Genomic DNA, 21,519 nt, shown 5'->3' on the forward strand with positions numbered 1-21,519 from the left:
AATGGGCACATTAAACTTATCCCTTACAACAGTATGCATATATGCCTACCCAAGATAAAACACGCCGTTTACCCTCTCAATCAATTAGTCAAGATATAACCTCATTACACGGTTTGCAAACCGTCAGCACATACAATACAACCCGTGCTGATGCCTCTGTTGCAAATTTACAGCAAGCTTATCAGACTATGTTGGCGCAGCAACAAGCCGAAACCGAGAAACTAACTTTATACCGTGCTGCTGCCGATGCTGCGCGATTAGCAGAATGGGAATTTCACAATGCTGTATTAGCCATGAAAGAAGTAATACGCGGACAATATGGCTCAGATAGCGATCAAGCCCAAGCGGTTGGACTAAAGAAAAAATCAGATCGCAAGCGTCCCAGTCGTAAAAAGTCAGTTGCGATGGCGTAACCGTCCCCTGGAACCGATCGCAAGTTAATCAATAAATAAGTAGTCGGACAGAATTAATTACATAATGTTAAACTGCAACGCCTTGCGATTGCTTCACTTCCTACCCTTCTCTACGAGAGGCTACGCCAACGGGAACGCAATGACTGTAAATATTTTTGTCCAGCTACTTAAAAGAGATGTGCCAAACCCACCTATACTGCAATTGCAATACGGTTCGGTGAAGGCAAGAGACGCGATAAATCGCCGTCTCTACAAAGGACTGATTATTGTAAAGACGGCGATTTGCGATCTAGGGCGTGTCATCAAAAAACTCTCAAAGTCCCCCTTTTTAAGGGGGATTTAGGGGGATCTACGACGATTTTGGTTTTCTAGAAAGATGTGTGTACACCGTAGCCTGCCTTGCCTGTTGAGAAATTTTAATTTCCCCCGCTATCATTAGAGTTAGTACGCATTATGGGTGCAAACCGGAATATAGATAGGACTTACGCAAGAGCTTTCTGAAACTCTTATTTCTCCGTGTCCTCTGCGCCCTCTGTGGTTCGTTTTTTCATGATTTTGCGTAAGTCCTGATAAAGTAACTAATTCAAAACAACAACCTAAAAGCTAAATTTGATTATTATCTCTACAACCAAAATACTGTTTTGGTTATTAACGCTAAACAGACTAACCTCGCTAAAAGTTTTAAACTGACAGTAAAACCAATCGCCCTCAGTCAGCAGCCAGATTTAAACTCAGCTTCACTAACCTCTATTCTATGCACAATCAGTACTGGGGACATTCAACAGTTACATAACCATGTACTCTAAGCTAATTCAGATAATCTAAGATTTGTTGCTAGAGGGAATATCAGAAAACCTAGAAGCACTAATGAGAGTTAAAATCAATTTTCTGCTTTGAGAAAACCTTTTTTAAACGCGAAAACCTAATAAATTCTTTAAAGATAAGGCTATGGCAACCGAACAGTTAACTAGAGACAGTGACAATCTAGATTTAAATCAGCTACTAAGAACGCTGAATGCTGTTAAACAGGGTGACTTTTCTGCTCGGATGCCCATAGATCATACTGGTGTAGCGGGGAAAATAGCTGACACGCTCAATGATATTATCGATCAAAATGAGCGAATGGCGGCGGAGCTACAACGGATTGGTAACGTTGTCGGCAAAGAAGGCAAAATTTCCGATCGCGCCTCTCTCGGAGATGTTCGAGGATCTTGGTCGGATTGTGTTACTTCTGTCAACACTCTCATTACAGATTTAGTTCAACCAACAGCTGAAACTACCCGTGTAATTCGATCAGTTGCCAATGGTGACTTATCCCAAACGATCGCTACAGAAATTGATGGCAGACCCCTCCAAGGTGAGTTTCTCCAAACTGCTAATATTGTCAACACGATGGTAGAAAGGCTTGGTTCCTTTGCCAGTGAAGTAACGCGGGTTGCCCGTGAGGTGGGAACTGAAGGGAAGTTGGGCGTTCAAGCCGAAGTCCAAGGTGTGGCAGGCACTTGGAAAGATTTGACTGATAACGTTAACTTGATGGCGGGTAATCTCACCGGACAAGTTCGCAACATTGCCGAAGTTGCTACTGCGATCGCAAATGGTGATTTATCCAAAAAAATCACCGTTAATGTCAAAGGCGAAATTCTGGAACTAAAAAACACCGTCAACACGATGGTGGATCAATTGAATTCTTTTGCTAGTGAAGTAACGCGAGTTGCCCGTGAAGTGGGAACTGAAGGGAAGTTGGGCGTGCAAGCAGAAGTTAAAGGTGTGGCAGGTACTTGGAAGGATTTAACTGACAACGTTAATTTAATGGCGGGGAATTTAACAGCCCAAGTCCGTAACATTGCGGAAGTAACAACGGCGGTAGCTAATGGCGACCTTTCCAAGAAAATCACTGTTGATGTCAAAGGCGAAATTTTAGAGTTGAAAAACACCGTTAACATCATGGTGGATCAACTTAATTCTTTTGCATCGGAAGTAACAAGGGTTGCGCGTGAGGTGGGTGCTGAAGGAAAATTAGGCGGTCAAGCAGAAGTTCGCGGGGTAGCGGGTACGTGGAAAGACCTTACCGATAGTGTAAATTTCATGGCGGGAAGCTTGACGGCACAGGTGCGGAATATTGCGGAAGTGACAACGGCGGTAGCGAATGGCGATTTATCTAAGAAAATCACTGTGGATGTGAAAGGCGAAATTCTGGAGTTGAAAAACACCATCAATACAATGGTGGATCAACTGAATTCCTTTGCATCGGAAGTGACAAGAGTTGCCCGTGAGGTAGGAACTGAAGGGAAGTTGGGCGTACAAGCAGAAGTCCGGGGAGTTGCGGGGACTTGGAAAGATTTAACCGACAACGTTAACTTAATGGCGGGTAATCTTACCGGACAGGTGCGAAATATTGCCGAAGTTGCAACTGCGATCGCAAATGGCGATCTATCTAAAAAAATCACCGTCGATGTTAGAGGTGAAATTCTCGAACTCAAGAATACCATCAATATAATGGTGGATCAACTCAGTTCCTTTGCGTCGGAAGTAACGCGGGTTGCCCGTGAGGTGGGAAGTGAAGGAAAACTGGGCGTGCAAGCCGATGTGCGCGGTGTCGCGGGTACTTGGAAAGATTTAACTGACAGCGTGAACTTCATGGCGGGAAGTTTAACGGCACAGGTGCGGAATATCGCCGAAGTGACTACGGCGGTTGCAACTGGCGACTTATCCAAGAAAATTACCGTTGATGTGAAAGGTGAAATTCTGGAGTTGAAAAATACCATCAACACAATGGTGGATCAACTCAATTCCTTTGCCAGTGAAGTTACAAGGGTTGCCCGTGAAGTGGGAAGTGAAGGTAAACTTGGCGTGCAAGCAGAAGTTCGCGGCGTGGCTGGAACTTGGAAAGATTTAACCGACAGCGTGAACTTCATGGCGGGAAGTTTGACGGCGCAGGTGCGGAATATTGCCGAAGTGACTACGGCGGTTGCAACTGGCGACTTATCCAAGAAAATCACTGTCGATGTGAAAGGTGAAATTCTGGAGTTGAAAAATACCATCAACACAATGGTGGATCAACTCAGTTCCTTTGCAAGTGAAGTGACGCGAGTCGCCCGTGAAGTGGGAACTGAAGGGAAATTGGGCGTACAAGCGGAAGTTAAAGACGTTGCTGGGACTTGGAAAGATTTAACCGACAGCGTGAACTTCATGGCGGGAAGCTTGACGGCACAGGTGCGGAACATTGCCGAAGTGACAACTGCGATCGCAAATGGCGATTTATCTAAGAAAATTACTGTTGCTGTCAAAGGCGAAATTCTGGAACTCAAGAATACCATCAATATAATGGTGGATCAACTCAATTCCTTTGCAAGTGAAGTTACGCGGGTGGCGCGTGAAGTGGGAAGCGAAGGTAAATTAGGCGTACAAGCAGATGTGCGTGGCGTAGCTGGAACTTGGAAAGATTTAACTGACAGCGTGAACTTCATGGCGGGAAGTTTAACGGCACAGGTGCGAAACATTGCCGCCGTGACAACCGCTGTAGCGAATGGCGACTTATCTAAGAAAATCTCCGTTGATGTCAAAGGTGAAATTTTAGAGTTGAAAAATACTGTCAACACGATGGTTGATCAACTTAATTCCTTTGCAAGTGAAGTTACAAGAGTTGCCCGTGAGGTAGGAACAGAAGGGAAACTGGGTGTACAAGCAGAAGTTAAAGGTGTAGCCGGCACTTGGAAAGATTTAACCGACAGTGTAAACTTCATGGCGGGAAGTTTAACAGCACAGGTGCGGAACATTGCCGAAGTTACTACAGCTGTAGCAAATGGCGACTTATCGAAGAAAATCACCGTTGATGTGAAAGGTGAAATTCAAGAACTCAAAAACACCATTAATACAATGGTGGATCAGCTAAATTCTTTTGCATCAGAAGTTACCAGGGTTGCCCGTGAGGTGGGAACGGAAGGTAAATTAGGCGTACAAGCTTACGTCAGAGGAGTTGCTGGGACTTGGAAAGATTTAACAGACAACGTGAACTCGATGGCGGGGAACCTCACCGGACAAGTTCGTAACATCGCCGAAGTTACGAAAGCGGTAGCTAATGGCGACTTATCTAAGAAAATTACCGTCGATGCCAAAGGTGAAATTTTGGATTTGAAGAATACCACCAACACGATGGTAGATCAACTCAGTTCCTTTGCCAGTGAAGTAACGCGGGTGGCGCGGGAAGTAGGAACTGAAGGGAAGTTAGGCGGACAAGCGCAAGTCCAAGGTGTCGCGGGTACTTGGAAAGATTTAACTGATAACGTGAACTCGATGGCGGGTAACTTAACGGCACAAGTGCGCGGTATCGCCAGAGTTGTAACGGCAGTTGCTAACGGTGACTTGAAACGGAAACTAATGCTAGATGCCAAGGGAGAAATTGAAACCTTGGCAGAGACAATCAACGAGATGATTGATACTCTAGCGACATTTGCCAATCAAGTAACCACAGTAGCGCGGGAAGTGGGAATTGAAGGGAAGTTAGGCGGACAAGCGAGAGTCCCTGGCGCGGCTGGGACTTGGAAAGATTTGACAGATAATGTGAATGAACTTGCTGCTACACTGACAACTCAGTTGCGAGCGATCGCAGAAGTTGCTACAGCTGTAACTAAAGGCGATTTAACTCGTTCAATCGCCGTCGAAGCATTAGGGGAAGTAGCGATCCTCAAAGATAACATCAACCAGATGATTGCCAACCTGCGGGAGACAACGCAGAAAAACACCGAACAAGATTGGTTGAAAACTAACTTAGCCAAGTTTACTCGAATGCTCCAAGGGCAGCGAGACTTGGAAACCGTATCTAAACTAATTCTCTCAGAACTCGCACCCTTGGTAGGAGCGCAACACGGCGTATTCTTCCTGATGGAGTCTGCTGAACATACACCGTATTTGAAACTAATTAGTAGCTACGCTTATCGCGAACGCAGACATCTAGCTAACCGCTTCCACTTAGGTGAAGGTTTGGTGGGACAATGCGCTTTAGAAAAAGAGCGAATTCTGCTGACGGATGTACCAAATGATTATGTCAAAATTGCTTCTGGGTTAGGAGAAGCTACGCCCCTGAATGCCGTGGTGTTACCTGTACTTTTTGAAGGACAGGTGACAGCAGTGATTGAATTAGCATCCTTCCGCCGCTTTAGCGAAATTCATCTGACATTCTTCGATCAGCTTACCGAAAGTATCGCGATCGTCCTCAATACGATCGCAGCATCGATGCGAACTGAAGAATTACTCAAGCAATCGCAATCTTTGGCTGAAGAACTCCAAACCCAGCAAAGCGAACTCCGCGAAACCAACAAGCGCTTAGAACAACAAGCCCAATCACTTAAAACTTCCGAGGATTTACTCAAAGGACAGCAAGAGGAACTGCAACAAACCAACGCCGAATTAGAAGAAAAAGCAGAGTTGTTGGCGATGCAGAAGAAAGAAGTCGAGCGCAAAAATCGTGAAATTGAACATGCAAGACTGTCTTTAGAAGACAAGGCTGAACAACTCGCCCTCTCCTCAAAATACAAGTCAGAATTTCTCGCCAATATGTCCCATGAACTGCGGACACCGCTGAATAGCTTGTTAATTTTGGCGAAATTGTTAACCGATAATATCGATCAAAATCTCACCAGCAAGCAAGTCGAATACAGCCAAACAATTTATTCAGCCGGTAATGATTTGTTGACGTTAATCAATGACATTCTGGATCTCGCTAAAATTGAATCTGGAACGATGTCCATTGACTTGATTCCAATGCCATTGGCAGAGTTGGGTGATGTGATTGAGCGTACCTTCCGGCAAATTGCTCAAAGCAAAGGACTTGCCTTTACAATTGAATTCACTCCCGAATTGCCAAACACCATCTATTCAGATGTCAAACGCTTACAACAGGTATTGAAAAATCTCCTCTCCAACGCTTTTAAATTTACAGAGCATGGGGAAGTACGCTTACGGATTGCGGTGGCGAAGCTAGGGTGGAGCAATGACAACGAAACCTTAAATCGTGCCCAGCTTGTAATTGCCTTCTCAGTCAGCGATACAGGCATTGGTATTGCCCCCGAAAAACAGAAAGTGATTTTTGAAGCATTTCAACAAGCCGATGGCTCTACCAGTCGGAGATACGGCGGCACCGGATTGGGCTTATCAATTAGTCGCGAAATCGCCCGTCTCTTCGGCGGCGAAATTAAACTTATCAGTCAACCCGGTGAAGGTAGCACTTTTACATTCTACTTACCACAATTGAGTCCTGAGTTCCGAGTGCTGAGTGCTGAGTCAATATCAAAACCACTCCCCACTTCCCACTCCCCACTCCTCACTCAGCACGGGCTAAACGCCCCGCTAACAGCACTGATTAATGACGATCGCACGACTATAGAAAGAGGCGATCGCGTGTTACTCATTGTCGAAGATGACGTTAATTTTGCGCGTATCCTTCTAGATATGTCGCAACAACAAGGATTTAAGGTGATAACTGCCCAAACTGGCAGTACAGGTTTGATGCTAGCGCAGCAATTCCAGCCTTCAGCCATTTTGCTAGATATCCGGCTACCAGAAATGGATGGTTGGACGGTCTTGGATCGTCTAAAACATAACCCAAATACCCGTCATATCCCCGTACATATTATGACTGTTGAGGAAGGCAGACAACGCGGTTTGCAACTAGGTGCGATCGCATATCTGCAAAAACCTTTAACCAGCGAGACAATATCCGAGGCATTGACCAAAATTAAAGGTTTTGTTGAGCGCCAAGTGAAAAATTTATTGGTAGTGGAAGACGACGACACTCAACGGCTGAGTATTGTTGAGTTGATTGGTAACAGCGATGTTTCGACGACTGCTGTGGCTGACGGTGCAACTGCTTTAGAAGCTATTCGCACCCAGCATTTTGATTGCCTCGTCCTCGATTTAGGGCTACCTGACATGACCGGGTTTGAACTGATCGAGCAGATAAAGCTTCTACCTAACGGCAAAACTTTACCAATTATTGTCTACACAGGTAGAGAAATTAGCAAAGCTCAAGAAACAGAACTCAGACGAATTGCCGAGACAATCATTATTAAAGATGTGCGATCGCCCGAACGCCTCCTTGATGAAACAGCATTATTTTTACACCGAGTCCAAGCAAATTTACCCGAACCGAAGCGCCAAATACTCGAACAACTGCATTCACAAGACTACTTACTCACTGGTAAAACAGCGCTAATTGTAGACGACGATATGCGGAATATCTTCGCCCTTACCAGTATGCTGGAGCGTTATCAAATCCAGGTTTTATATGCTGAAAATGGTAGAGAGGGAATCACCCTGTTAGAAAATACACCAGATATTGATGTGGTGTTGATGGACGTAATGATGCCAGAAATGGATGGTTACGAAACAACACGCACGATCCGCCAAAACGAGCGATTTAAATCTTTGCCAATTATTGCACTCACCGCTAAAGCCATGCAAGGCGATCGCGAGAAGTGTATTGAAGCCGGCGCATCAGACTATATTACTAAACCCGTAGATACTGAGCAATTGCTGTCGCTGTTGCGTGTTTGGCTATATCGTTGATACTACTGTAAATCATTGATAAAGACGCGATAAATCGCCGTCTCTACAAAAGATTGATTATTGTAGAGACGGCGATTCATCGCGTCTCTTGTCTTGACCGAACAGTATTGACCTGCTATACAGCGCTTTGCAACTAAATGAGGTACAGAACCAAGGATTCACAAATCAAATTATTCTTCTGCCTCCTGCCTCCTGCCTCAAAACCAGTGACTTTGTGCCTCATGAAAAAGAAAACTGCTGTATTCCACCATCATGCCAAATCGGGAACCAATGACGCGATCGCCCTCACCAATTCTTCTGGATCTACAGGCTTAGAGATATGCTGTTGAAATCCCACAGCGATCGCTTGCTGACGATCTATCTCACCAGCATAAGCAGTTAAAGCGATCGCGGGAATTGTCCCTCCTTGCTCTGGTTCAAGACTTCTTATCTGTCGCATCAGCATATAGCCATCCATTTCTGGCATCCCAATATCGCTGATAATTAGATTTGGCTGGGATTGACTCAATGCAGTTAAAGCTTCAATGGCTGAAGCGACAGCGGTGACAGTTGCACCATATTGCTCCAGCATGAAGGGCAAAAAATCTCGCATATCTGCATCATCATCCACAACCAGAATCTCTAAGCCAGACAAGGGCGAAGACTGAGCCGCCACCAGTGGGGAATTATCTTTTGCATCCTTAATTTTTTTGTTTTCATCCTGTAAACATGGAAGTCTGACGGTAAAAGTTGCTCCTTGTCCTTCGCCGAGACTTTCTGCTTGCACAGTTCCCCCGTGAAGTTCCACCAAATGGCGGACGATCGCTAATCCTAAACCTAAACCGCCAAATTTTCGAGTTGTCGCACCATCTGCTTGACGAAAATAATCAAAGACATAAGGTAAAAACTCAGATGCAATGCCTTTCCCTGTGTCAGTGACGCAGACTTGTGCCTGTGAACCAACTTGCTCTAATTTAATTTTTACCTGTCCACCGATGGGAGTAAATTTAATCGCATTAGAAAGGATATTCCAAATGACTTGTTGTAGTCGATTGGCATCACCTAAAACTTCCCCAACACCAGATTGAAGAATTGTCTGAATCTGGATAGACTTAGCTTCCGCCGATAAACGCACTGTCTCAATGGCAGCTTCAATAACTGATACCAAATTAATCCGGCCAAAGTTGAGGTTAAGTTTACCCTGAAGGATGCGGGAAACATCCAGCAAATCTTCAATTAATTGGGTTTGTAACTTGGCATTGCGCTCAATAGTTTCTAGGGCGCGATCGCTGGTTGCTCGATCGAGCTTGCGGGTTCGCATCAATTTTGTCCAACCCAAAATTGGGTTAAGCGGTGTTCTCAATTCATGAGACAGCACAGCTAAAAATTCATCTTTAATGCGGTTTGCGCTTTCAGCAGCACTTCGTGCCGTTCGTTCGGCTTCGTAAAGATGGGCGCGAGCGATCGCTTGGGCACATTGTTGAGCAACAGCCAAGATAAATGCTCGATCTTCTCCACTGAGTTGTTGAGGCTGGGTAAATCCCAAACTTATACCGCCAACTGCCCAACCTTCTACCATCAATGGAATAGAAATCCAGGCATTAAAATCATATTGGGCGTAAATTTCTGCTAAATGTGGGTAACGAGCTACTCGATTTTCTGTTGGTTGTGCCCAAAGAGGTTTCCCAGTTCGCACAGCTTCTGCTAGGGGAGAGGGTGAATCGATGGCAAAAGTACGCCAAGCGGCTATCAAATCCTGCTTATAGCCAACCGCCCGCACAATTTCCAGTTCAGTTTTACTTTCATTCACCAAGGCGACAAGGGCAGAACTGGCTCCCAAGGCAGCCATGCTCTGCTCGACAATCACATCAGATACTTGGGCTGGTGTCAGCGATTCTGAAAGAGCAGCCGTGATCGATTGAAGACGGGCAATGCGCTCCAATGCTCGTTCTGCGGTTTTTTGTGCTTGCTGCGCTTCTTGGTAAAGGCGGGCATTATCAATGGCGATCGCCGCTCGATGGGCAATATCTTCCGCTAATGACAAGTCAGTTGTGTTGTAACGACGCTCTGATTCCGCAGTAAAAAAGGAAATTGCACCAAAAATTTTTTCACGTGCCATCAAGGGCAGCATAATACAGGACTTTAAACCGATTTCACGTATAATCCTTAGATGTTCTGCATCTGGGATGCCTTTTGCTAATAGTGCATCTGAGATTTCAGTTACCATTTCAGGAATTCCTGTACGCAGTACTTTAGGCACACCTCCTGGTTCGTCTAATTTTCTTGGATAACGCTGATGAAGTTCCCAACCAAGTTTAACTTTCTCTGGATCTCGGTGAGCAACTGCTACCCGATTAATAAATTGGTTGTCTTGCAGCAGATCGATGCTACACCAATCGGCGAAGTAAGGCACAACCAGATTTGCCACGCTTGCTAGCGTACTTTCGTAATCAAGGGAAGAAGCGAGTGTTGCACTGACTTGAGCTAAAAACCCGGCTCGTTCTTGATTGGCCTCTGCTTCCTGTCGAGCAGTTTGTTCTTGAATCAGTTGGATTCGTTCGGCTTCCGATTGTTTGCGCTCTGTAATATCAAGCACAACACCACTCATATGTGTGGCTTTACCTGCTTCATTGAAAAAGGCTTTTCCTCGACAGGCTGCGTAGCGGATACTGCCATCATCCCAAATAATTCGATATTCTAAATTATGCTCCACACCTTCGTTAATCGCTCGACTCAACGATTGAGCCAGCAATCCGCGATCGTCTGGATGTAGACGAGCTAAAATTGCTTCGGAAGTGGCAGCAAAGGTTTCCGGCGTTAACCCAAATAGTTGATAAATCTGCTCATCCCAGTCAAAGCGATCGCTGGTAATATCCCAACTCCAAACACCGATTTGGGCAGATTTTAACGCCAAGCTGAGTTGTGCTTGGCTGTCTTCTAAACCTTGATAAAGACGAGCATTTTCTAGAGAAATAGCAATTTGAACTGTCAAAATTTCCAGTACAGAAAGTTTTTCCTGTGTAAAGGCACTGGAGATCAGATTATTCTCTAAATATAAAATACCAAGTAATTTTGACTGACGAGCGATCGGCAAACAAAGTACAGATTTAGGTTGCTTTTGAATTACATATTCGTCTTGAGAAAACAAATTTTGCTCAGTGGCATTCTCTAAAATCACTGTTTCTTGAGTTCGCTGGACATAATTCAGCATTGATTGAGGAATTACCTGTGAAATTTCACCCTCTAATACAAGTCGAGAAACATTGAGCTTTTCTGCTTGGGGATTAACCTTAGCTTCTACTTCAATCGCCAAATTTTGCTCATATTCCAGCAACAAATAACCGATTTCTGCTCCTGCTTGCTCGATGACAATTTGCATTAATGTCTTCAGCAAACGTGAAAAAACAATTTCACTAGATATAGTTTGAGAGGCTTTAACTACTGACAAAAAGTCTAAATGCTCACCTGTGGTAATAAACGTTCCGTTAGAGACAAGCTGTTGTTGTGGCAATAGCTGAGGATAGAATTCTTCTAAGTGCTTGACTTTAGCAAATGCCTCCCAACGCAGATAGGCATTTTTAGCTGCTTCCAAGTAGGTTTTGGAAATTAGTTCAAAATCTCGCTCCAAGTAAAACTTAGCAGCTAGTTCATTAGCTAAAGCTTCATATTGTACAAATCCCTGCTCGCGGGCTGAAGCAATTGATTGTTCATACAGACGCATTGCTTCCAATTCTCTACCTTCGATGCGAGCTATTTCGGCAGCTATTAACTGAGACTTATGTAAAAAGTTTTCAGGGCAGTGATTAGCCCAATATTGCAATTGCTGTTGATGAAATTCTAGGGTTTGTAAAAACTTTTCTTGCTCTTGAAAAGATACTGCGGGATAAAGAGCCGTTAGAGTTACTGAGTAATACAAAACATAATCTGTTTCAATTGGTAATGCTAGTGTCGTAACTGGAAAATTTGTTAATCTTAAGGCACAATTCAGCGCCTCTGTATACTGTCGATATGTAAAAAATATGATTAACTTGATAATGTAATAAAAAATAATTCCACTGATAAAACCTGCATCTGTAATCATAGATAAAGCCTGTGATTCATCAAAATAATCACTACTTAGAGTCAGATTATGGTGAGTCAATCCCCGCAGATTCATTAGTAGCATTTGCTCTAGTCTGATTGTCTGATAGACAGCATCATGTTTAGACTGACGAGCGAATGTAGTGTATTTTTCTAGAGATTTATATGTATCTGTAAGTGGATAGCCTAACTGGATAATTTGCCACGAGCCTTGATAGCCGTTATAGTTTGCCATCGTCACATCACCTGCTTCTACACAGCCGATAAATCCCCGCTCCAAAAAGGGAATATCACTGGCAATATGGTTACACCAAACGTTTATATGACTTCCATGAATGTGTAGAACAACTCCTCTAAGTTTCAAGTCATGCAACTTTTCATTCAATTGAATTGTCATCTCAGAAAATGCATAACCTGTAGGAATATCATTGAAGATGGAAACTAACAACATGGCGTACATGCTGTAAGCAAAACAGGAATCTTCCGTATTCCCAAACTTGAGTGAGTAGTTAACAGCTTGAAGTACGACTAAGGGAAAGAGATGGGGTCTACCGAGATAGGTAGGTGGCCCCAAAGTGGTCAATAGACTAATCAGTGTCTTAATATTTTGATCTTGGATTGCTGGAGCATTAATTAAATCAGAGACTTTTCTATCGCCTAAATTGATTAATACCTGATTTTTTTCAATTGCGATCGCACTTTGCACTTCCTCATTTGTATCAGGTAATGTCACTCCAAAAAGTTTTAAAGCTTTTAATCCTAATATCAGTGCTTCTTCATATCTACCTGCAACTTGGTAGAGTCTAATTTGCAGCATATAAATATTTGATTTCTCTAGATGAGATTTGGCTTTCAGCAATAGTAACTCAAATAATTCTTCCGCTTGTTCTAAATTTCCTGTTAAGAATTCACACTCAGCCTGTTCCCTAAATAAAGTAAATGTTTGGTCATATTGTTCTATCCAGGCATTTTCAGCCAAAAGATTTATGGCAACGCTAAAAAATATTTTTGCAGGAGTGTAAGCTGTGGAAGCTTTTGCCTTTTTGCCAGCGATTAAATTTAATCGTACTAATTGATCTTTTTCTGTTTGTTCAATAATCAGATCCAGGGCGAGATTTAGTTGATTGACTAGATCAAAAATTTGCTCGTTCACTTGTTCAGCATTCGCATTCTTCAGCAAAATTTGCCCAATCTTCAGATGCACAGCCGATTTTGATTCATCGGCAATTAAGGCATAAGCCGCTTGTTGAACTCGGTCATGGTAAAAACGATAGTTTTTATCAACACTTTCATCTGACTCGATAGAAATAATTAATCCTCTTAAAATTGCTTCAACAAGTGCATTTGCCGTTTCTTCAATAGATTGTTCGCCAACCAGCGCCAAAACTTCTAAATCAAAGCGATTACCGATGCAGGAGGCTAATTTAAGCACCTGTTGAGTTGCAAGTGGCAGTTTTTGCATCCGCTCAATCATCAGATTGACAATATTATCTGTAATACCTTGGGCTTCAATCTCAGCTATATCCCATCGCCACCCACCTTTTACCCCCCTCTGTTCCCCCTTACCAAGCAGGGTGGGGGATTGAAGAGGGTCAAAATTCAGCAGATTTTCTTGATGCAGTGTTTTGAGAAATTCATTGACAAAGAAAGGATTACCGTCAGTTTTTTGGATAATCAATTGAGCAAGGGATTCTACTTGCTCTGCTGAACTATGTAAGGTATCAGCAATCAACTGATTGACATAAACAAGATTCAATGGTGTAACTATAATTTCAGTTGTTCTTGCTCCATACTTGCTAACCTTCTCTATCATTAACCTAAAGGGATGTACAACATCTACTTCGTTATCTCGATAGGCTAAAATGAAGCAGAGATACTGGATACTAGAGCCAGCAATAATAGTTTGAATTAAATTCAAAGTAGCTGTATCTGCCCACTGCATATCATCTAAGAAAACAGTGAGCGGATGCTCTTTTTGAGCGAAGACGCTGATAAAATTCTGAAACACCAAGTTGAATCGATTTTGAGATTCGGCAGGCCCCAACTCTGGTATATGAGACTGTTCTCCAACAATTAGTTCAACTTCTGGAATTACATCTGTGATTAGCTTACCATTGTTTCCTAATGCTGCTTGTATGCGCTTTTTCCAGGTAGCAAGTTGATTTTCAGGTTCAGTTAAAATTTGTCGCGCGAGTGTTTGAAAAGCTTGAACAATAGTGGAATAAGGAATATCTCGTTTATACTGATCGAATTTACCAGAGATAAAAACCCCACGTTCTCTAACAATGGGCTTGTGAATCTCCTTCACAAGAGTTGATTTACCAACGCCAGCATAGCCAGAAACTAACACGATTTCTGGTTTACCTTGATTAACAACTCGCTCAAATGCTTGTAGAAGCTGGGAAATTTCTGGTTCTCGCCCATACAATTTTTGAGGAATTTGAAAGCGTTCTGAGATATCTTGCTCACCCAAAATAAAGGATGAGATTTGTCCAGTTGTCTCCAATTGTTTTAAGCATTTTTCCAAATCAAATTGCAAACCTAAAGCGCTCTGATACCTCTGTTCTGCAACCTTCGACAGCAATTTCACGATCATCTCACAGAGCATTTGGGGAATATCAGAGTTTAGCTTTTTCGGGGATGGTGGAGATTTGGCAATATGACAATGCACCCACTCTAAGGGGTCTTTGCCTTGAAATGGTAGCTGACCTGTCAGCATCTCATAAAAGGTGATTCCCAGCGAATACAAATCGCTGCGATGGTCAATTCCTCGATTCATCCGCCCAGTTTGCTCAGGTGATAAATAAGGTAGACTACCTTCAATTCGACTGGAACTGCTAACTATTTGCTGTTGGTATGGAATGAAGGCAGCAATTCCAAAATCGGCAATTTTGACCTGATTAGTTTCGAGGTTAATTAATATATTTTGCGGCTTAATATCCTTGTGGACAATATGATGAGTGTGAATTTGTGCAAGTTTACTAGTGATTTCAATGGCAATCTTCAAAAACGGCACAAACTGTTGAAATTGGTCTAGCAATTGATCGAGCGATCGCGCCTGAAAATCCTCCATAATTAAATAAGGGATTCCCTGGTGCATCTCTAAGGCGTAGGCTTTGACTGCTGCTGTGGTATTTAACCTTTGTGCGATCGCATACTCATGTTTGAGTTGTTCGATATTATTGGGTGTACACTGTTCTGGACGTAGCCCTTTGATAATTACCGGACACCGATCTTTAATCTTAATTCCACGGTATATGACTGCTTTTACCCCTGCTTTTAACAAAGTGACAATCTGAAATCCGGGTAATGCAATCATCATGCCAAACACTCCAGCCGTGCTTCTTCAGGGATAATCCGAGCTTAATTGTATTTTAAATACATTTCTTTGGGCAGATGAAATTTAGATGATATCAGGTTTGGATAATTTGGTTATGCTGACTCAAAAACCAAAACTAAGCTACAATTCAAGCAGAGTAAGCATTTCCCGCTCAGAGACTCCCCATGTTTGATAACCTGCAAACCCAAGTTTACCAACTAGAACAATTTGCCAACAGTCTCGTTTCTAACCAACTGACGCACCTTAGCGTGGTAAGCGTTGGCATCATCTTTGCCGCTGGCTTGCTCACCAGTCTCACACCCTGTATGCTTTCGATGCTGCCAATTACTATTGGTTACATCGGTGGTTATGAAGCCAAAAGCCGCTTGCAAGCAGCTGCCCAATCAACTTGGTTTGCTTTAGGTTTAGCAACTACACTAGCAGGGATGGGAATTATAGCAGGTTTAGTTGGAAAAGTCTATGGTCAAGTGGGAATTGGTTTGCCGATTATCGTCAGCATTATCGCTATTCTCATGGGGCTGAACTTATTAGAAGCACTGCCTATACAATTTCCATCCTTGAATGAAACGAATTGGATTTCGCCAGATTTGCCAGCAGGATTGCGTTCTTATTTGCTGGGACTGACTTTCGGCTTAGTTGCATCCCCTTGTAGCACCCCTGTTTTAGCTAGTTTGCTGGGTTGGATTGCCAATACACAAGACTTAATTTTAGGTGCTGTTTTGCTACTTTCTTATACAGCCGGTTATGTAGCACCATTGATTTTGGCGGGTACTTTTACAGCTTCAATTAAAAAATTACTAGAATTGCGTCGTTGGTCTGGTTGGATTAACCCAGTTAGTGGGGCACTATTGGTAGGATTCGGTGTATTTTCCTTAATTTCTCGGATTCCTCTTGGCAGTTTTTAATATCAATACCTTTGTTAGATTTTACACGTAATGACTTTAGAAGATTCAGCGTCCAAAGAAATAAAATGGTGGGCATTACCTGGGCAGTTCTTACGCCAAGAGCTTTTGCCCGTACTGACTAACTTACGATTAGCGATCGCACTACTGCTATTGATTGCAATCTTTAGCTCCACTGGTACTGTAATTGAACAAGGTCAGTCACCCGCGTTTTACCAAGCCAATTACCCCGAACATCCAGCTTTATTTGGTTTCTTAACTTGGAAGGTAATTCAGGTAGTTGGATTAGACCATGTATATCGTACCTGGTGGTTCCTGGCATTACTCATCTTATTTGGCACTAGCTTAACTGCCTGTTCATTTACCCGTCAGTTGCCAGCCTTAAAAGCTGCCCAGCGCTGGAAATATTACGAAGAACCACGACAATTTCAAAAATTAGCTTTAAGTGCAGAACTAGATACTGGTTCCCTAAATTCTCTCAGCGAAATATTACAAAAACACCGCTATAAAATTTTTCCAAATCGAGAAAAAGAAAATCTTCTTTACGCCCGCAAGGGAATAGTTGGACGCATCGGCCCAATTATCGTTCATATTGGCATCGTCGGTATTTTGCTAGGGGGAATTTGGGGGGCAATGACTGGGTTTCTGGCTCAGGAAATGGTTGCCAGTGGCGATACATTTCAAGTGACAAATATTGTCGATGCTGGCCCTTTAGCTGCAAAAATCCCGAAAGATTGGTCTGTGCGCGTCAATCGTTTTTGGATTGATTACACTCCATCTGGTGGCATCAATCAATTTTATTCAGATATGTCTGTCTTGAATAATCAGGGAAAGGAAATTGATCGCAAGAAGATTTTTGTCAACGAACCTCTGCGCTATCATGGCATAACTTTCTATCAAACTGATTGGGGAATTGCAGGTGTTCGCGTCCAATTTAATAACAGCCCAATTTTTCAGCTACCAATGGCGCAATTGAACACCAACGGTAACGGGCGTATTTGGGGAACCTGGGTTCCGACTAAACCGGATTTGAGTGAGGGTGTCTCCCTGTTGGCGAAAGACTTGCAAGGGATGGTATTAATTTATGATGCCACTGGCAAACTTGTTGATACAGTCCGCGCGGGGATGTTCACCGAAGTTAATGGCGTGAAGCTGAAAATTTTGGATGTTATTGGTAGCACTGGCTTACAAATTAAAGCCGATCCAGGTATCCCAATTGTTTACACAGGGTTTGGCTTGCTCATGTTGGGTGTGGTGATGAGTTACTTTTCTCATTCACAAATATGGGCATTGCAAAAAGGCGATCGCTTATATATTGGTGGCAAAACTAATCGTGCCCAAGTTGCTTTTGAACAAGAGGTTTTAGAGATTTTAGATCGGCTGAGTTCACAGCCAAAAGGTGAACAGAAAGAGACGGCGATTGAAGTTTAAATGCAAAGAGGAGGCAGCGCGTTGCGGGGGTTCCCTCCGTTGTAGCGACTGCCGTCGCGCAAAGGAAATCGCAGAGGAACGCAGAGGATTACTTTGCGTTAACCTCTGCGTTTCAAATTTATTTACAATTAATTACGCCACTTCCACGGCTACAAATTAGGAAATTACTAGAGGTATTTATTAAACATTGGAACAAAAAATTTCTATGTCTGCTAAACTTCAACCCAGGGGGCGCGTTTGCCTTCTACCCTTAATCGCTATCTTGTTAAGTGTTGCTTCTTGTGCGACTAATAATAAAAAAATCAAACATGTTTCCCTCGTTGGTGCTGGGGCAAGTTTTCCAGCGCCTCTGTACGAACGCTGGCTTTCAGATTATAACCAGAAAAATCCCAATGTGGAAATTAACTATCAAGCGATAGGTAGCAGCGCTGGGGTACAACAACTCATTGAAGGCACTGTGGACTTTGCAGCTAGTGATGTGGGAATTACAAATGAACAAGCAGCTAAGGTAAAAAAGGGAGTGATTGCTTTACCCATGACTGCTGGTTCTATAGTGCTGGCTTACAACCTCGCGCCAGCCGCTCGCCAGTCATCTCAAGTCAATCTGCCAACAGCTTTAAAGCTATCACGCCAAGTCTACGTAGATATCTTTCTCGGAAAGATTAGGAATTGGAATCATCCTAGAATAGCCGCAGCTAATCCAGGTGTAAGTTTGCCCGATTTACCAATTCAAGTTGTACATCGAACTGATGGTAGTGGAACTACAAGCGTGTTCACGCAACACTTAAGCGCTATAAGTCCAGAATGGAAAAGCAAAATTGGGGCTGGTAAATCGATAGCATGGCAAGTGGGAGTTGGTGGAAAGGGTAACGAAGGTGTTACCGCCCTGATTCAACAGATACCAGGAGCTATTGGCTATGTAGAATACATTTATGCCAAACAAAATAAGCTTCCTGTGGCTGCTTTAGAAAATAAATCTGGTAATTATATTGCGCCCACACCAGAATCTGTAGCACAAACTTTAGAAGCAGTGAAATTACCAGGTGATAACTTGATTGCTTTTATCACCGATCCTACAGGTACCCAGTCTTATCCCATTGTCACTTACAGCTGGCTTTTAACTTATCGCCAATATCCAAACCGAGTCAAAGTTCAAGCACTGAAAAACTTTATTGATTGGGCTGTGATTGACGGGCAAAAATCCAGTTTGGAACTTGGATATATTCCTTTGTCTAAAAAAGTTGTGCTTCAAGTGCAATCTGCCGTGAAGAAAATTGCTGAATGAAGCCGATGAATGCCATCTGCGCTCATCAGCAATGATGTTACTTTTGGTGACGCACTTCAACTACAGTATGTACATTACCGCGAGGCGTGAAATCTGCTTTCACCGTGACTTCCAACGGATCGCAAGCAGCCACAAAATCATCTAAAATTTGATTGGCAGATTCTTCGTGGGAAATATAGCGATCGCGGTAACTATTAATATAAAGTTTGAGCGCCTTCAATTCCACTACCCGTTCATCAGGCACATAGCTAACATAAATTGTCGCAAAGTCAGGATAGCCGGAAAACGGACATTTACAAGTAAATTCCGGCAAAGTAATGTTAATGTCATATCGCCTCCCCACACGCGGATTCGGAAAAGTAATTAGTTTACCTTCCGCAATGTCGCGTTCGCCATACTTCATTTCTTGGTTTGACTGGGATGCACTCTCAGATAATTTATCGGTTGTCATTTGTCATTTGTCATTTGTCATTTGTCATTAGTTATTCTACTTATCTTTACGTCCTTTTAGTAATTTTGTAGCTTGTTAACTCCTAACTCTCACTCCTAACTCCTAACTCCCCCTCAATACTCTTCCTTCTCCCAGTCTGGACAATTCTCATCTTCACAACCGTGGGGATGCATAGCACAAACTAATAAATTACCACCATAAACTTGACCGTGGTAATGACTACAACCAATACAGGCAGGATTTTTTTCAGATGTAGGTTCAACTGAATAAGGAAAACCCGGATCGACATCTGCTACAATGTCTTCCAGTTCCCAGTAAGCTTCTAACATCGGTTCAGCCAAATCCTGTAGATACTGATCGACTTCCGTAACAATATTATTGTGTACTTGCTCGCTGACTTCTTCCGTTAGCTCAAAAAATGCGTCTACCACTTCACTCATTCCCAGGAAGAAGCGCTCTACTTCATCAGCCACTGTTTCGACGATTTCTACTAAATCTTTTTGCCACTGTTCCATAAACTTGACACTTTTGCAGGCTATAAACAGGACGCTTTGTGTTATCTGGCTTGAAGCACTAAAATACACACTAGGCAATGTATCTTATCAAGTTTTTATCCGAAGTGTCATGTCAAAATGCCACTTTTTACTTAATATTGCCCTCAAGGAATGCTTTTTATCGATCGCGTTGCAATCGTTTTAACTCGTCTTGCAGTTTTAGCACTTCATCGCGCAATTTATCTACATTCTCATCATTTGACGCTTCTTTGACTGTTGGCTCTTCATCTTCCTCTAAAATTTCAATGCGGCGAGGTTGAGAAGGAGGCGTTTTCTCAGATGTTTCAACAGATGGTTGGGCTTGTTGGGCTTGCTTCATCATGTCCTCAACGAAGCGGCGGGCTTCTTCTGTGTTCATTTCGCCCTTTGCCACCATTTCATCTGCCAGTTTTTGGACTTGCGATCGCACTTCGGCTAATTTTCCCCCTGCTTTCTCACCTGCGTAAGAAGCTAACCCAACACCGAGGTAAAAAGCTTTTTGAACAATATCTCCAAAACCAGGCATGGTTGCTGACGGCTCCTAAAAATAGGGCGACCCGGAGACTACGCCTACCACAAGCCTCCCGTGTTGCTGCTACCTTCCGGTTCTGACAAGATTTGGGTGTTGCGATCGCATAGATCCAGGTCTTCAATAAGCATAACATTAAAATTCAGTAAGTGTGTGTCATTCCATAACAATTCGCCATTCATAAAGCTGATAGTTGACGCAGCCGTGTTTTACCAAGGGGTCATCAGCTACAATCGCTTCTGCTTCCTCCTTTGAGGCAGCCTCAAATAGTAACATTCCGCCTCTTTGCTCCACCCAATAGCCTGTTCGCGCTTTGTGTCCTTTAGTAATTAATTCCCGAATGTAGGCTTTGTGAGCAGGTACATATTGGTCAAAGGTAGGTTTATCAACTTTCCCCTCTTCAATTTTTACAAACCACGGCATTGGCTTCTTAACTCCAGTTACAACAGACAGTCTGCTTTAGTTATGACGATTGTTGAGTAGCGAATAAGTAGCAATATACACGAACTCTAGCGATTTACTGAAGATTTCACTAAAACAGCAGAAGCAACGCATCTGTGAATGTTAGACTTCTAGGTGCGATCGCAGATCATCCAGTGGAGATGCCGAGTTAGTGGAAATCGATGGTTTTGTTGGTTTCGGGTTCTCAGGAACAAATTCAAAGAGAATTCTGATTTTACCTTTCTGCCAGCCGCCACCCTGAGCCAGTAAAAGCTTACAGTTCGCACCATCTTCAAACCAATCTGAAGCCTTTTCCTCTTCTAAGTGGCTACTCCTATGAACCAAATACTTCAGACGTTGCATCAATTCTTCACCTGTTGATGTTGAAGCCTCAGTCAAGTTAGTATCCTGAGCCATAGAAACAACATCCTCATCGGACAGAAAAATTTGATCGCTCATTTAGTTTTCTCTTTCGGTAAACAACATGGCGAATCTAGCGCAAACTCGATCCGCTTTCCCTAAGTTTTCCCACTAACCACCAATTACTAAGCAATAAAAATAATTAATATAGA

The 21,519-nt window shown here is 43.0% G+C and carries 12 protein-coding genes and 1 other RNA gene; 6 read left to right on the plus strand and 7 right to left on the minus strand.

Features of this window, described 5'->3' with window-relative positions; all coding sequences use genetic code 11:
- The first annotated feature begins 41 nt into the window (after positions 1-41).
- From ACM0OX_RS04320 to ACM0OX_RS04330, 3 genes are all read left to right on the plus strand, one after another.
- Positions 42-413, plus strand: a complete 372-nt coding sequence (locus ACM0OX_RS04320; RefSeq protein WP_414513350.1) for a hypothetical protein — start codon at positions 42-44, stop codon at positions 411-413.
- 139 nt (positions 414-552) lie between these two features.
- Complete coding sequence (locus tag ACM0OX_RS04325; protein WP_414513351.1) at positions 553-756, plus strand: hypothetical protein; 204 nt, start codon at positions 553-555, stop codon at positions 754-756.
- Between the two features lie 605 nt (positions 757-1,361).
- Positions 1,362-7,976, plus strand: a complete 6,615-nt coding sequence (locus ACM0OX_RS04330; RefSeq protein ID WP_414513353.1) for a HAMP domain-containing protein — start codon at positions 1,362-1,364, stop codon at positions 7,974-7,976.
- A 250-nt stretch (positions 7,977-8,226) separates the two neighbouring features.
- Here the strand turns inward: ACM0OX_RS04330 and ACM0OX_RS04335 are convergent, their stop codons facing one another.
- Positions 8,227-15,357 (minus strand): AAA family ATPase, encoded by a 7,131-nt coding sequence (locus tag ACM0OX_RS04335; protein ID WP_414513355.1) that lies wholly within the window; start codon positions 15,355-15,357, stop codon positions 8,227-8,229.
- Between the two features lie 182 nt (positions 15,358-15,539).
- Here ACM0OX_RS04335 and ACM0OX_RS04340 point away from each other — a divergent pair, with 182 nt between their 5' ends.
- From ACM0OX_RS04340 to pstS, 3 genes are all read left to right on the plus strand, one after another.
- Positions 15,540-16,280, plus strand: coding sequence for a cytochrome c biogenesis protein CcdA (locus tag ACM0OX_RS04340; protein WP_414513357.1), 741 nt, complete (start codon positions 15,540-15,542; stop codon positions 16,278-16,280).
- A gap of 30 nt (positions 16,281-16,310) precedes the next feature.
- On the plus strand, positions 16,311-17,708 hold the full coding sequence (locus ACM0OX_RS04345; protein ID WP_414513358.1) for a cytochrome c biogenesis protein: 1,398 nt from the start codon (positions 16,311-16,313) through the stop codon (positions 17,706-17,708).
- Positions 17,709-17,913: 205 nt separating this feature from the next.
- On the plus strand, positions 17,914-18,993 hold the full coding sequence (gene pstS / locus ACM0OX_RS04350) for a phosphate ABC transporter substrate-binding protein PstS (protein ID WP_414513360.1): 1,080 nt from the start codon (positions 17,914-17,916) through the stop codon (positions 18,991-18,993).
- A 37-nt stretch (positions 18,994-19,030) separates the two neighbouring features.
- Here pstS and queF read toward each other — a convergent pair whose 3' ends face one another.
- The 6 genes from queF to ACM0OX_RS04380 form a co-directional block, all read right to left on the minus strand.
- Complete coding sequence (queF, locus tag ACM0OX_RS04355) at positions 19,031-19,444, minus strand: preQ(1) synthase (protein WP_414513362.1); 414 nt, start codon at positions 19,442-19,444, stop codon at positions 19,031-19,033.
- 113 nt (positions 19,445-19,557) lie between these two features.
- Positions 19,558-19,959 carry a hypothetical protein gene (locus ACM0OX_RS04360; protein WP_094350338.1) on the minus strand — a complete coding sequence of 134 codons (402 nt, stop codon included), beginning with the start codon at positions 19,957-19,959 and terminating at the stop codon, positions 19,558-19,560.
- Positions 19,960-20,116: 157 nt separating this feature from the next.
- Positions 20,117-20,503: a phasin family protein gene (locus ACM0OX_RS04365; RefSeq protein ID WP_414513364.1), complete on the minus strand. Its 387-nt coding sequence runs from the start codon at positions 20,501-20,503 to the stop codon at positions 20,117-20,119.
- 25 nt (positions 20,504-20,528) lie between these two features.
- Positions 20,529-20,625: signal recognition particle sRNA small type (gene ffs, locus ACM0OX_RS04370), an RNA gene on the minus strand.
- A gap of 37 nt (positions 20,626-20,662) precedes the next feature.
- The gene (locus tag ACM0OX_RS04375) at positions 20,663-20,929 is read right to left on the minus strand and encodes a YciI family protein (protein WP_289795594.1); all 267 of its coding nucleotides are present in this window, start codon (positions 20,927-20,929) and stop codon (positions 20,663-20,665) included.
- Positions 20,930-21,070: 141 nt separating this feature from the next.
- A complete protein-coding gene (locus ACM0OX_RS04380; RefSeq protein ID WP_414513365.1) occupies positions 21,071-21,406 on the minus strand; it encodes a KGK domain-containing protein in 336 nt (111 codons plus the stop codon).
- Positions 21,407-21,519 lie beyond the last annotated feature (113 nt).

The organism is Nostoc sp. PCC 9305, from assembly GCF_963920915.1.
Classification (GTDB): Bacteria; Cyanobacteriota; Cyanobacteriia; order Cyanobacteriales; family Nostocaceae; genus Nostoc.

Bases quoted from the DNA above. Each gene is read 5' to 3' on its own strand.
- ACM0OX_RS04320 (WP_414513350.1), top strand. From the start codon at position 42: ATGCCTACCCAAGATAAAACACGCCGTTTACCCTCTCAATCAATTAGT.
- ACM0OX_RS04325 (WP_414513351.1), top strand. From the start codon at position 553: ATGACTGTAAATATTTTTGTCCAGCTACTTAAAAGAGATGTGCCAAAC.
- ACM0OX_RS04330 (WP_414513353.1), top strand. From the start codon at position 1,362: ATGGCAACCGAACAGTTAACTAGAGACAGTGACAATCTAGATTTAAAT.
- ACM0OX_RS04335 (WP_414513355.1), bottom strand. From the start codon at position 15,357: ATGATGATTGCATTACCCGGATTTCAGATTGTCACTTTGTTAAAAGCA.
- ACM0OX_RS04340 (WP_414513357.1), top strand. From the start codon at position 15,540: ATGTTTGATAACCTGCAAACCCAAGTTTACCAACTAGAACAATTTGCC.
- ACM0OX_RS04345 (WP_414513358.1), top strand. From the start codon at position 16,311: ATGACTTTAGAAGATTCAGCGTCCAAAGAAATAAAATGGTGGGCATTA.
- pstS (WP_414513360.1), top strand. From the start codon at position 17,914: ATGTCTGCTAAACTTCAACCCAGGGGGCGCGTTTGCCTTCTACCCTTA.
- queF (WP_414513362.1), bottom strand. From the start codon at position 19,444: ATGACAACCGATAAATTATCTGAGAGTGCATCCCAGTCAAACCAAGAA.
- ACM0OX_RS04360 (WP_094350338.1), bottom strand. From the start codon at position 19,959: ATGGAACAGTGGCAAAAAGATTTAGTAGAAATCGTCGAAACAGTGGCT.
- ACM0OX_RS04365 (WP_414513364.1), bottom strand. From the start codon at position 20,503: ATGCCTGGTTTTGGAGATATTGTTCAAAAAGCTTTTTACCTCGGTGTT.
- ACM0OX_RS04375 (WP_289795594.1), bottom strand. From the start codon at position 20,929: ATGCCGTGGTTTGTAAAAATTGAAGAGGGGAAAGTTGATAAACCTACC.
- ACM0OX_RS04380 (WP_414513365.1), bottom strand. From the start codon at position 21,406: ATGAGCGATCAAATTTTTCTGTCCGATGAGGATGTTGTTTCTATGGCT.